Origin of the sequence: Pseudomonas sp. (assembly GCF_026224925.1) — a bacterium.
Lineage (GTDB): Bacteria > Pseudomonadota > Gammaproteobacteria > Pseudomonadales > Pseudomonadaceae > Aquipseudomonas.
This window is the reverse complement of the sequence record NZ_JAMFRV010000233.1, coordinates 1-11899: the sequence shown is the minus strand read 5'-3', so window position 1 is coordinate 11899 and position 11899 is coordinate 1. Positions and strand designations below refer to the sequence as shown.

The following is an 11899-nucleotide window of genomic DNA, read 5'->3' as shown; positions in this document are numbered from 1 at the left end:
TGGCCGAGGACGGTTTGCTGATTCGCAACAAAGGGCACGGCTGGAGCTTCTTGCCGACGCTGGACAACGACGAGGCGCTACGCAGTGGTTACCGGTTTCGCCTGATGGTCGAGCCTGCCAACTTTCTGCAGCCGCAGTTCAGGCCCAACGCCGCAGCGCTTGAACGGTCGCGACTGCAACATTTGTATCTGGCCAGCCATTCGGATTCTGCGGCAGTCAGCAACGCGCAATTGTTCGAAACCGATGCCCAGTTTCACGAGATGTTCGCTGAGTTCGGTGGCAACACCTTCGTGATCCAGGCCATCCAGCAACAGAACCGGCTGCGCAAGCTGCTGGAATTTGCCGGCTACGCCAACCGCCGCCGCGTGCGTGACTGGTGTACCGAACACTTGGCGATCATCGACGCGGTGGCCGGCGGGCAGTACGTCGAGGCCAGCGATTTGATGCGCAAACACCTGACGCACGCTGATGACGCGGCGCAGCCAGGTAAAAAACTGGTGCGCAAAACCGCGGCAAAACCTCGCGAACCACGCAAGGTAGCGGCGGTCCCGATTCCCGGTTAGCTCCGTACGGAGCGGCCTATTACATAGAGAGAGGAATTCATGGATTTAGGTTTGCAAGGTAAACGTGCGCTGGTGCTTGGCTCCAGTCGTGGTCTGGGTTTGGCGATTGCCCAGGCACTGGCTGCCGAAGGCGTTGCGATCACGTTATGCGGCCGCAGTCGTAAAGTACTCGTCAATGCTGTCGGGAAATTAACCACCGCAGGCGCCGAAGCCGATTACCTGATGCTGGACTTGGCAGACCCGGCTCAGCGCCGTGCCGCTCTGGACGGTCTGTTGGCCGACGGTCGCGGCTACGACATCCTCATCAATAACGGTGGCGGCCCGGCGCCGGGCTCGGTTTGCACAGTTGGCACCGAGCAGTGGCAGAACGCATTCGACAGCATGGTCAGCGCGCTGTTTGAAGTCACCGCCAAGGTTCTTCCTGGCATGCGCGAGCGCGGCTGGGGCAGGGTAATCAACGTCGTGTCCTCCGGCGTTGTACAGCCCATTCCCAATCTCGGGATCTCGAATACGCTGCGCGCCAGCATCATCGGTTGGGCCAAGACCCTGGCTGGCGAGGTCGCAGCAGAGGGCGTCACCGTCAACTCGGTCATTCCTGGTCGTATCGCCACCGCGCGCGTTGGCGAACTGGACGAAGCGGCTGCCAAACGCAGCGGCTCCACCGCCGAAGCGGTCGCCAAGGCCTCGCGCAACACCATTCCTATCGGCCGTTATGGCGATCCCGCCGAATTCGCCGATGCTGTGACCTTTCTTGCCAGCGCCAGGGCGAGCTATATCACTGGCACCAGTTTGCGGGTCGATGGCGGCCTGATTCGCGGCATTTAAACACCCCGTACCGATTGAATCGCCCCGCGCTGATGCGCTGGCGATTTGCCATGACTTAAGTTGATCTATTTGTATCAACCTATGCATTTAAAGAGAGAGAACACGAAATGTTCACACCGCAGCTGGCTCAGCGAATGCGCCGTGTTCGGCCGTCGCCGACAGCAGAAATCTCCGACAAGGTCCGCGCGTTGACGGCGGCAGGGCATTCGGTGATCAATTTGGGCGAGGGCGAGCTGGATTTCCCTACACCCGCACACATCGCTCAGGCCGGTATCGATGCGATCAATGCCGGTGAAACCAAGTACACCGCAGTACCCGGCAGCGCACGTCTCAAGCAGGCGATTATCGACAAGTTCGATCGCGAGAACGGCCTGAACTACAGCGCGGCAGAGGTCATCGCGGGCGCGGGCGCCAAGCAATTGATCTTTAATGCACTGATGGCCACGGTGAATCCGGGCGATGAGGTGATCGTCGCCGCACCGTATTGGGTGTCCTACCCGGACATGGTATCGCTGGCCGAAGGCGAAACCAGAATTGTCCAATGCCTTGAAGCCGACGGCTGGAAACTGCAGCCTGCGGCGCTTGAGGCGGCGATCACCGAGCGTACTCGCTGGGTGCTGCTTAATTCGCCTAACAACCCGACCGGCGCGTTGTACAGCGAAGCTGAAATCAGGGCGCTGACTGACGTGCTGCTGCGCCACGAGCATGTGCTTGTGCTGGCCGACGACATCTACGAGCACACTCGTTTCGGTCAGCCTTTTTTCACTCCCGCACAGGTCGAGCCGCGTTTGTTGCCGCGCACGTTGACGGTCAACGGCCTGTCCAAAGCCTTCTCGATGACTGGCTGGCGGATTGGTTATGCAGGTGGGCCGAAATGGCTGGTCGATGCGTTGCAGGTTCTGCAGTCGCAGAGCACATCAAACCCAAGCTCGATTTCCCAAGCGGCGGCTATTGCGGCTCTGGATGGCGGAACCGGATTCATCAATGACTGGATCGATCAGCTTGCTGGGCGTCGGGATCGGGTGCTGGTCAGCATCGAGCGTGTCGCGGGGCTGACCTGCGCAATGCCAGAAGGGGCGTTTTATCTGTTTGTGAATTGTCAGGGCATGTATGGCAAACAAACACCTGACGGTAAGGTCATTGCCAATGACTTTGACTTCGCCAGCTACTTGCTCGACGCGGCCAAGGTCGGCACGGTGCATGGCTCGGCATTTGGCGCGCCGGGTTACCTGCGTATTGCCTATGCGGTGGATGATCGCGTGCTGGACGAAGCCTGTCAGCGGATCGAAGTGGCGTGTGGCCAATTGGGCTGAATGAGTCGTCGGTACGATGGTTCGCCACCGTAGCGACGCTTTGTCGCGGGTCAGATCTGTAGTAACGGACGTTCCAGGGTGCCCAGGACGCGATAACCGGTTTCGGTGATCACCACCGTCTCGCTCACGCCCACGGTGAATTCGCCGTAGATGCGCAAGGCCGGTGGAATGTGGAAACTCATGCCGGGTTGCAACTCAGTTTTTACCCCGCTGTACAGGCTTAGAATCGAGCCTTCGCCCCAGTCAGGCGCGAACGAGATTCCCACCGAGTAACCCGTACGTTTCTTGAAAGCATCGGTAAAACCCGCGCGATCAATGACCGCCTGACACGCGTTGTGCGAGGCCTCGCACGGCTCTCCCGGACGCAGGGCGTCCAATGCTGCTTGCAGGGCTTCCTGGCAGACCTTTTCCATTTCCACCGCAATCGACGGCGGCTTGCCGAGCCACGCACAGCGCATCAATGCGGCGTGATAGCGATCGTGGCTGGCGGCCATTTCCAGAAATGCCGGTTCCCCGGCTTGCAGTTTGCGTCGGCGCCAGGTGCCGTGCGGGATCCCGGTGCGTGGCCCACTGGACACCAGCGGCTCCATGCCCATGTATTCGGAGCCTGCGGCAATCGAGGCCTGCAGCATCGCCGCTACCAGATCATTCTCACTGGCGCCTTCGCGAACGGCCTGCATGCCTGCACGCATTCCGGCGTCGACGTAGCGCGCCGCGAATTCGAGTTTCTGCACTTCGGCGGGAGATTTCACTGCCCGCAGTTTCTCCACCACGCCGGCTGCGTCATGAATGCTGCCCAGCTTGGCTTGCAGCGCTTCGTAGACTGCGATTGGCAGGAACCAGCCGCGTTTATCGATGGCGATGCGCCGATTGCTCCAGCCCTTTTGCTCGATGGCGGCTACCAGAAAGCTCACCGGATCGTCGCCATCCAGATACACCGATGCATCGTTGATGAAGGTGTTCGCGATGAAGTTGAAGTATTCCAGCTGACGAATCACAAACATCGGCTCGCCGTCCACCGGCAGGACCAACGCTTGAAAGGTGTAGTAGCCGGGGGTTTGTTGGCCGGTCAGATAGAAGATATTTTCCGGTCCGGTGACGATCATCACGTCGATGCCTGCCTGAACCAGATTGGCTTTGGTGCGGCGAACGCGTTCGGCATATTCGGTTGCAGTGAATGCCGACTCGCTGCCTTGGCGTACATTGACGGGGGGCGCTAGGTTCATCAGAAACTCCGAATCAGTTGAGTTTTGTCGAGATTAAGGGTGATGCCGAGTCCAAGTCCCGGGGGCATCTGTGCATGGCCATCCTGGTAGTGAAGGGGGCTTGCCGGGTCGTCACACAAACCATCGGCGCCGTACAGCTCGGCTAAGCGCGGATTGCTTACGCAGGCCACGTGCAGCGCTGCGGCGGAGGCGGCTGCGCCTTCGTTCATCTGGCCGATCATGCAGGTGACGCCAGCGTCTGTCAGTTTCCCAACGGCTGATAAACAGGGGCCGATGCCGCCGATTTTCACCAGCTTGAGGTGTGCCCAGAGCTTGCCACCCAACGCGCAAAGTCGGTCCACATCTTCGCTGCCCGCCAGGCCTTCATCGATCATCAATGGCAGCGGGCTTTGCTCAGCAAGTCGCTCCATGGCGTTCCAGTTACCGGCGGCAATGGGTTGCTCGACGTAGGCCAGATCGAAACGGGACAGTGCATCGAGGTTTTTCAAAGCGTGTTGCTGCAACCACTGACCGTTGGCGTCCACCGCGATCTTTATGTCGCTGCCAAAACGCTCGCGCAATGCCTGCAAGCGCGTCAGATCCTCGTCGAAGCTGCTAACGGCGATGCGCACTTTGAGGTCTCGAAAACCTCGCTTCACATAGGCCTCGGCTTGCGCAAGGAAGACCTCAAACGGCGACCAGAACAGCGTCTGGTTGCTGGCATAACGAATGTCTGCGGCAGGGGCGCCCAACCATTGCGCCAACGGCAGACCAGCACGGCGTGCGAGCAAATCATGCAGGGCACAGTCAATCAGCGTGCGTACCGGCATGCTCAGCGTGGCTGCCCATTGCGGCATCTCTGCCAGCAACTGCTCAGGGTCCTGCTGCCAAGGCAGCGCCGAGAGTGCCTGCAACGCCTGCGCGATCACCTCGTCAGGCGTGAAACCGTTGAGGTAGGCGATGTTGATTCGCACCTCACCGACGGCCTGATGTTGACCGTCGTCCAGGCACAAATACAACGCCTGAAGTTCGCCGACACTGCCGGAAGCCGCCGTGTGCAGTTGCACGCCATTGCCGTAGTGCAGATCGGCACGGCGCAACGAGGCTTTGAGACTCATGCCCGCTCCAGTGGCAGCATCTGCAGGGCGATGTCACGGTAAATCAAACTGGCCGCGATAAATTCGTCGATGGGTACGAACTCGTCGGGTTTGTGGGCAACCACCAGTGTGCCCGGACCAATGACGGTACCGGTGGTGCCGAGGCTGCGGAAGTGCACTAGGTCGCAGCCGCCCTGGAAGCCGAACGGCCCGGCGTTGCCATGATTATGCTCGCGGCACGCTGCCAGGCTGGCTTGAACGATGGGCTCGGCCAGCGCGGTTTCTGTTGCGCCGCCTGTGGTCGGGATGTACTTGAGCACTTCAGCGCGCACGCCAAAGCGCTCGTTCGCCAACGCTAGTAGTTGATCGATTTCCGCCTTGACCTCGTCTTCGTTTTCGCCGGGCACCATGCGCCGGTCCAGCAGCAAGTCGCAGGCGCCGGGAAGTACGTTGTCAGCATGGCCGCCATTGATTCGGGTGACGGTCAGGCTGGCTTCGCCGACCAGCGCGTGGCAGTGGCATTTCACCGAGTGCTCATGGTGTTGCTCGATCAGCCCCAGCAATTGGCCCGCGCGGTAAATCGCATTTTCGCCCAAATGCGGTGTGCCGGAATGCGCGGTCACGCCATGCACCCGTACCAACGGCCTGAGGCTGCCCTTGTGTGCGGTGAAGGCTGAGTTCGACGTGGGCTCGCCAATCACTGCGAAGTCGATGTGCGGCGGCTGGTTGGCGACATAGTGTTTTGCGCCTTCGCTGGCTATTTCCTCATCAGCGGTAAACACCGCCATCAGCGTTCCGGACCACTGTTCGCGGCAGGCGATCAACATGCGCGTGGCCTCGATCATCGCCACCATCGGGCCTTTGGCGTCACAACTGCCGCGCCCATACAACTTGCCATCGGCCTCGTGCAGCACGAACGGGTCGGTGCTCCAGCCCTCACCAGCAGGCACAGTGTCAATGTGCGTATTGAACGCAAACGTCGGGCCTGGGCCATTGGCGTAGCGTGCAATAACGTTGACGCGGCCGGGTTTGTACTCCGACAGCGATAGGTCAAAGCCCTCTGCCTCCAGCAGCACTTGCAGATAGCGTGCGGCTTCGAGTTCGTGACCCGGCGGGTTTTCGGTATTGATCGCGACCAGTGCGGCGAGGTCGCGTTTCATGCGGGCAAAATCGGGTTGCTGATTCATTGCGGGGATCTCAGTGCAGGATCTGATCAAGAAAATGGCGAGTACGGGAATTGACCGCACCGCCAAAGAAATCGGCATTGCTGGCGTTTTCGATGATCTCGCCGCTTTCCATGAAGACGATGCGGTCTGCCGCGCGACGGGCGAAACCCATCTCATGGGTCACCACCAGGCTGGTCATGCCCTCGCTGGAAAGCTCGGCCATCACATCGACTACTTCGCGGATCATCTCCGGGTCCAGCGCCGAGGTTGGCTCGTCGTAGAGCATGACTTTGGGTTTCATGGCCAGCGAGCGGGCGATGGCAACACGCTGCTGCTGACCGCCGGAAATTTCGTCCGGGTAGGCGTCGGCCTTTTCTGGTATGCGCACTTTGCTGAGCAGCTCAACGGCGATGTCATGCGCGTCGGCGCGGCTCATGCCGAGCACTTTCATCGGCGCGAGCATGATGTTTTCCACCACGGACAAGTGCGAGAAAAGCTCGAAGTTCTGAAACACCATGCCGATATCGCGGCGCAGCAGGTGCACGTGGTGCTTGTCGTAATCGATGCGCCGACCTTCAAAAAACAGGTCGCCGCCATCCGCGGGCTCCAGTTGATTGACACAGCGCAGTAGGGTCGACTTGCCGGACCCGGAAGGCCCGATGATCACCACGGTTTCCCCGGTGCGCACATTCAGCGAGCAATTCTTGAGAACCTTGAACGGGCCGTAGCTCTTGTCGATGCCGATGAGTTCCAGCAGCGGTTTGTCATTGGCCGAGAGATGTTTTTGCATGTGTGATTGCTCCTGGCAAACAGTGGCCCTAGCGAACGGTGGCGCCGCGTGATGTGCCGAGCATGCGTTCAGTCAGGCTAGTGCGCGGACCTTTGCGGCGTTTTTTCGGATCGAGCTTGCGTTCGATCAGGGCTTGAACACCCATGAAAATGGTGGTCAGGATCAGGTAATAAATACCGGCGGCAGTGAGGGCTTCGAAGTAGCGAAAGTTCGAGCTTGCGGTCTGGTTAGCCACCAGCATCAACTCCTCGACGGCAACCACCGAGACCAGCGCGCTGAGCTTGAGCATGCCGACCATCTGGTTACCGATTGGCGGCAGAATCATCCGCGTAGCTTGCGGAATCACCACATAACGCAACACCGCAAAGGGCTTCATGCCCAGGGCCAGGGCAGCGGTGCGCTGGCCTTTTTTCACGGCCTGCATGCCCGAACGAATGATCTCCGCCATGTAGGCGCCTTCATTCAGCGATAACGCCAACACTGCACTGACCATCGCTGACAGACGAATGCCGAAGGTGGGCAGAACGTTGTAGATGAAGATGATCTGAAACAGCACCGGCGTACCCCGGAACAGCCACAGATAAATCAACGCCAACGTGCGCCCCAAGCGTGTCTCGCTGTCTTGTAGAAGGGCGAGGACAACACCGACGCAGACGCCGAAAAACAGCGAGTAGAGCGTGATAAGCAAGGTGGTGACGGCGCCATGGAAGAACGCCGGGGATAACAGATATTGCACAACCAGTTCAAACGACATGCTGCGTCCTCAAGTGACGTGGCCGGGCGCTGAACATGCGCAGCGCCGCGGCTTCTCGGTGATTAGGCGTCAGTCGAACAGTGAAACCGTCTCAGGGAATTTCCATTTTTCGATGATCTGTTTGTAGGTGCCGTCCGCCACCAGTTCTTTGAGCGCACCCTGCAATGCAGCGCTCATCGCCGTGTTGCCCTTGGTCACGGCCATGCCGATCTGGGTCTCGGATTCGAACTCAGGGCCAACGGTTTTAAAGACGTCAGGGACCTCGCGCAGCATCTGCACCACACCGGGCGTGGAATCGAAAATTGCATCGGCGCGGCCTTGGCGCAGGCTCAAAGCCGATGCCTGTGCAGTCGGCAGGGTTTGTACTTTCACCGGCTGCAAGCCTGCGTCACGGCAGCGCTGGTCGTCCTGCCGCGCGTAGGTTTCTTCAATGGCGCCCAGGGTCACGGCAACGGTCTTGCCGCACAGCGAGTTGTCCCGGCCAGTGATCTTCGCCGGGTTGTCCTGAGTCACCACGACCTGATTGCCAATGCGCAGGTAAGGGACGAAATCGACCTGGGCCGCCCGGGCCGCATTCATGTACATGGCCGAGTTGATCAGGTCCACGCGTTTGCCCTGAAGGGCCGGGATTAGCCCCTGAAACTCCATGTTCATGGCGGTCGGTTGCAGCGCAAGTTTTTTGCCGAGGGCTTCGATCAGATCGATGTCGAATCCAGTCAGTTTTCCGTTGGCTTGAAACTCAAACGGCGAAAACGTCGCCGCAGTGCCGTAGGTGAGTTGGCCGGCGGTAATCACAGGCGGCGCAGTTTTAGTAGCTGCGTAGACAAGTGGCGTTGCGAGCAGCGCGGATACCAGGGTGATGAACCGCAGGCTAAAGAGGGGCGGTGTGGTCATGTGAATCTCCAAAACTGTAAATTTATTGCACTAGTTGTATCAAGTAGTGCAAATAAACCAAAAGCTGAAATGGGCCCTTACGGGGCATGCCGCTCTGAAATGGTGCAGCGGATTTGACTTTCGGCGTATTAAGCAGGAGGGGTGGCGCCCAATCGGGCTCCAAAGAACCGGAGCAATATGCGTTCCATGTTTTAGTGATTTATTTGATGCAATGTGTCGGCGGTAGAGAAACCCTTGGTTTTTCGAGATGCCGATGCCTGTACGGCGCGTAAAAAATCTTCGATCAGTGGGTGCGGTTTTCCAGCGCTGGAACCGAGTTCCGGGTGGCCTTGCATGCCTTGGTAAAAGGCGTGTTGCGGCCAATCAATTGCGTCGGCGATGTGGCCGCTGGCGTCAGTTGCGGTGATTTTCAGACCGGCGTTGATCAGTGTCCGAGTGATGTCGGGGTTGAGCATGAATCGGTGGTTGCAACGTATCGTCGGGTGATGCGGGAGCCTGTCACCCAGCGACGACGGCCTGAAGTTCAGGGCTTGGGTGCCCAATCGATGCGTCGGCAGTCCTGGCGTCCCCGTCATGAGTATGAAGCTTTGGATCGGCGTATCGGGCGCTGCTTCGGCCATGTTTGCCTGTTCTAGCCCCGGCAAGGTTTGTGCGATTGCCGTGGTCATCGATTGCATGCCCAGGCAAAGACCGACTGTAGGGACATTCGCCGCCAGCGCATACCTGGCGGCGGCGATCTGGCCCGACACGTTGCCCATGTCTGAACCGCCCGGCAGGACAATTCCGTCGACTGAGTCAAGCAAGGTCAGGTCAAGTTGCACTGGCGAAACGAAGCGTATGTGCAGGTCGATGTTGGCGGCATCCGCTGCGTCGCCGAGGGCCGCCAGAGTGGCAGGGTAGACGTCCAACTGGTCAGCCTGGGTACCCAATAATGCAATAACGAGGGGGGACCTGGCGGCGCTTGGCCGGGAGACTAAAGCGGTGTTGACCCAGCGCCCAAATGCGTCGCGGCACCATCGACCATGTTCGGTTGGCAGGCCATGCTGATCCTCCAGATACCATTCGCCATCCTGGTGCCGACCCAGCAGATGACGAATCGACACGCCTGCGGCGCTTGCCTGCTCAATCAGCGTCTCGTGCAACGATTGGACTTGAAATTTGCCATGCCACGGCACCACGACGGCAAACGCACGCGCGGCGTCAACGATCTGCTCGACAGTGCTGGCAGGCAACACCTCACGCCCGGTAAGCCTTTCGTACCAAAGCAGTCCGCTCGGGACAAGAGCGCCTCGGGCAGCGACCATTTGCACGCTGTCTGCCCCATGCTCAGGTTGGAAATCGGCAGGCAGGTGCATCAGCACTGCACCCTCCGCCTGCGCGACGGTGGCCGCCAGCGCGCCAAATAGAGCGGCAGAGCAGGGTGAATGGCTGACCAGCGTGAGTGTCATTAATGGATCCATCTGATAACGGGTAATCGCAACATTGCAGTGGATCAAGACTGTCTCTTTCTCATCGATAGAGATAGCATGTTTTTTTTGTTTCAATCGAAAGCATTTCTTATGGATACGCGATACCTGAAAAGCCTGTTGGCGGTGATCGATTGTGGGTCCATTGCCGACGCCGCGCGAACCGAAGGCATAACGGCGGCCGCGGTCAGCCAGCGTATCCAGGTGCTGGAACGCCTATTGGGGTTTGCTCTGTTGTCGCGTGTGGGGCATTCGGCCAAAGCCACTGAAGCGTGTATGGCACTGCTGCCACGGGCTCGCCACATCGTCAGAGAGGTATCATTACTGGCCGGTGATGCCGACTTGAGCGGGCTGACTGGCTCACTGCGTGTTGGCGCAATTTCCACCATGCTGACAGGAATGCTGCCCAGTGCACTGCTAGAGATGAGCCGCCTGGCCCCCGGTATAAAACCCTCGATCCTGCCGGGCACCTCCCGCTCGTTGTACCTGGCGCTGCAGAGCGGCGAACTCGACGCGGCGATAATTGTGGCGCCGCCGTTTGAACTGCCGAAGATGTTCCGTATGGCGCCGCTGCATGCGGAAAAGCTGGTACTGGCTTCCAAAGCATTACCGTCTGATGGCATCGCCGAGGTTCTGCGTACCCATCCTTATATCTGCTACGAACCGAGTTCATGGGGCGGACGGCACGCCGACCGCTACCTCAGCGATAACGCCCTCGCGCTGACGCCGCTGTTCAACCTGGACGGACTCGAGGCGATTGCGATGCTGGTCGCCGACGGTGTTGGCGCAAGCCTTGTGCCGCTGTGGTCGGGGCTTGAACGTCTGGCCCAGGATTTCAATATCACGCCAGTGGGTGAGGGCTATGATCGCGAAATCGTCCTGGTCACCCTGGCCCATACAGACAGGCCGCGGATGTTGGAGGTGTTACTGCAGGCGTTGGCCAAGCGGTAGAGAGGATTTAGACGCTTGTACCGTTGTGCTATTGATTCCTTGGTGACTTTGCTTTGGGTTACGGGTTACACCGCCTGTCTGCTGGCTCACATAGCGTATCCATTACAAAACCCTCGACACTTTGCAGGCTGGCGGCAAGCGCCAGGCGGGCCAAGGCCGGTATGGATCGCGAATGTGTTCGGGTCATAATGGAGGCCCGATGGTTTTCCACGGTTCGTTGGCTTATACCCAGGTCTACAGCAATGTTCTTGCTAGGGTGACCGGCCAGCACCATGTCCATGATTTGGCGCTGACGCGCGGTCAAGGTAGCAATGTAATCGATGGCCCCTTGGCGCCCGGCGAGGATCCTGTGGTTCTGCTGTGAGCGCCCCAAGGCGCGATTTATGCTGTCAAGCATCTCGTTGCGGTTACAGGGCTTCTCGATAAAGTCCCATGCGCCGGCTTTCATCGCTTCTACGGCAATCGCAATGTCACTGCTGCCGCTGGTGATTATGATGGGCACTTGGTCGCCCTGTTGCCGAAGCCCGCGCAGCATGTCTATGCCGTTCATGCCAGGCAGCTGGGCGTCGAGAAGCAAGCAGGCACACTCTTGAGGGGAGTAGGCCAGCAGAAAAGCCTCGCATGTGGCGAAATCACACACTTGGTAACCTTCGGCCCGAAGGATATGCCTTACCGTGTCGCGCATCACCCTATCGTTGTCCACTACATAAATCACCGAAGTGGTGGGCGGGCCTTCACACAGCGGCGTGTGCTCGCTCTCTAGCTGGGCAAACATTGAGTGCACAAGCTGGATCAGTTCCTTGAATTTGGCCGGCTTGTTCAGTTGCGCACATCCCGCGGCAGCCACGTCAAGTGCGGTCTGGCCCGATACATCT

Annotated in this window: 12 protein-coding genes; 4 read left to right on the top strand and 8 right to left on the bottom strand. The window is 59.2% G+C overall.

Translation table 11 applies throughout. The annotated features are described in order from the left end of the window. The 3 genes from M0974_RS10095 to M0974_RS10085 all read left to right on the top strand — a co-directional run. Nucleotides 1-563: GntR family transcriptional regulator (locus M0974_RS10095; RefSeq protein WP_297835851.1), on the top strand; the 563-nt coding region annotated here is incomplete at its 5' end. 39 nt (nucleotides 564-602) lie between these two features. Further along, complete coding sequence (locus M0974_RS10090) at nucleotides 603-1388, top strand: SDR family oxidoreductase (RefSeq protein WP_297835849.1); 786 nt, start codon at nucleotides 603-605, stop codon at nucleotides 1386-1388. Between the two features lie 107 nt (nucleotides 1389-1495). Then, nucleotides 1496-2701, top strand: coding sequence for a pyridoxal phosphate-dependent aminotransferase (locus M0974_RS10085; protein ID WP_297835847.1), 1206 nt, complete (start codon nucleotides 1496-1498; stop codon nucleotides 2699-2701). 50 nt (nucleotides 2702-2751) lie between these two features. On the opposite strand, the gene M0974_RS10080 is transcribed toward M0974_RS10085, so the two are convergent. From M0974_RS10080 to M0974_RS10050, 7 genes are all read right to left on the bottom strand, one after another. Continuing rightward, entirely contained in the window at nucleotides 2752-3927 is a 1176-nt protein-coding gene (locus M0974_RS10080) for a Xaa-Pro peptidase family protein (protein ID WP_297835845.1), read from the bottom strand. Continuing rightward, nucleotides 3927-5024: a mandelate racemase/muconate lactonizing enzyme family protein gene (locus tag M0974_RS10075; protein ID WP_297835843.1), complete on the bottom strand. Its 1098-nt coding sequence runs from the start codon at nucleotides 5022-5024 to the stop codon at nucleotides 3927-3929. The genes M0974_RS10080 and M0974_RS10075 overlap by 1 nt, the downstream gene beginning before the upstream one ends. Beyond that, complete coding sequence (locus tag M0974_RS10070) at nucleotides 5021-6190, bottom strand: M20 family metallopeptidase (protein WP_297835841.1); 1170 nt, start codon at nucleotides 6188-6190, stop codon at nucleotides 5021-5023. Before M0974_RS10070 ends, M0974_RS10075 begins: the two co-directional genes overlap by 4 nt. 10 nt (nucleotides 6191-6200) lie before the next feature. Further along, nucleotides 6201-6959: an amino acid ABC transporter ATP-binding protein gene (locus M0974_RS10065; protein WP_297835839.1), complete on the bottom strand. Its 759-nt coding sequence runs from the start codon at nucleotides 6957-6959 to the stop codon at nucleotides 6201-6203. Between the two features lie 28 nt (nucleotides 6960-6987). After that, nucleotides 6988-7713 (bottom strand): amino acid ABC transporter permease, encoded by a 726-nt coding sequence (locus M0974_RS10060; RefSeq protein ID WP_297835838.1) that lies wholly within the window; start codon nucleotides 7711-7713, stop codon nucleotides 6988-6990. A gap of 69 nt (nucleotides 7714-7782) precedes the next feature. Then, a complete protein-coding gene (locus M0974_RS10055) occupies nucleotides 7783-8607 on the bottom strand; it encodes an ABC transporter substrate-binding protein (RefSeq protein WP_297835836.1) in 825 nt (274 codons plus the stop codon). Nucleotides 8608-8798: 191 nt separating this feature from the next. Beyond that, on the bottom strand, nucleotides 8799-10055 hold the full coding sequence (locus M0974_RS10050) for a gamma-glutamyl-gamma-aminobutyrate hydrolase family protein (RefSeq protein WP_297835834.1): 1257 nt from the start codon (nucleotides 10053-10055) through the stop codon (nucleotides 8799-8801). A 111-nt stretch (nucleotides 10056-10166) separates the two neighbouring features. Between M0974_RS10050 and M0974_RS10045 the strand changes: the two genes are divergently transcribed. After that, the gene (locus tag M0974_RS10045) at nucleotides 10167-11024 is read left to right on the top strand and encodes a LysR substrate-binding domain-containing protein (protein ID WP_297835833.1); all 858 of its coding nucleotides are present in this window, start codon (nucleotides 10167-10169) and stop codon (nucleotides 11022-11024) included. A 58-nt stretch (nucleotides 11025-11082) separates the two neighbouring features. On the opposite strand, the gene M0974_RS10040 is transcribed toward M0974_RS10045, so the two are convergent. After that, nucleotides 11083-11899 (bottom strand): response regulator (locus tag M0974_RS10040; RefSeq protein ID WP_297835831.1); only part of this gene is annotated, 817 nt, incomplete at its 5' end.

Bases quoted from the DNA above. Each gene is read 5' to 3' on its own strand.
- M0974_RS10065 (WP_297835839.1), bottom strand. From the start codon at position 6,959: ATGCAAAAACATCTCTCGGCCAATGACAAACCGCTGCTGGAACTCATC.
- M0974_RS10045 (WP_297835833.1), top strand. From the start codon at position 10,167: ATGGATACGCGATACCTGAAAAGCCTGTTGGCGGTGATCGATTGTGGG.
- M0974_RS10090 (WP_297835849.1), top strand. From the start codon at position 603: ATGGATTTAGGTTTGCAAGGTAAACGTGCGCTGGTGCTTGGCTCCAGT.
- M0974_RS10070 (WP_297835841.1), bottom strand. From the start codon at position 6,190: ATGAATCAGCAACCCGATTTTGCCCGCATGAAACGCGACCTCGCCGCA.
- M0974_RS10055 (WP_297835836.1), bottom strand. From the start codon at position 8,607: ATGACCACACCGCCCCTCTTTAGCCTGCGGTTCATCACCCTGGTATCC.
- M0974_RS10075 (WP_297835843.1), bottom strand. From the start codon at position 5,024: ATGAGTCTCAAAGCCTCGTTGCGCCGTGCCGATCTGCACTACGGCAAT.
- M0974_RS10085 (WP_297835847.1), top strand. From the start codon at position 1,496: ATGTTCACACCGCAGCTGGCTCAGCGAATGCGCCGTGTTCGGCCGTCG.
- M0974_RS10060 (WP_297835838.1), bottom strand. From the start codon at position 7,713: ATGTCGTTTGAACTGGTTGTGCAATATCTGTTATCCCCGGCGTTCTTC.
- M0974_RS10050 (WP_297835834.1), bottom strand. From the start codon at position 10,055: ATGACACTCACGCTGGTCAGCCATTCACCCTGCTCTGCCGCTCTATTT.
- M0974_RS10080 (WP_297835845.1), bottom strand. From the start codon at position 3,927: ATGAACCTAGCGCCCCCCGTCAATGTACGCCAAGGCAGCGAGTCGGCA.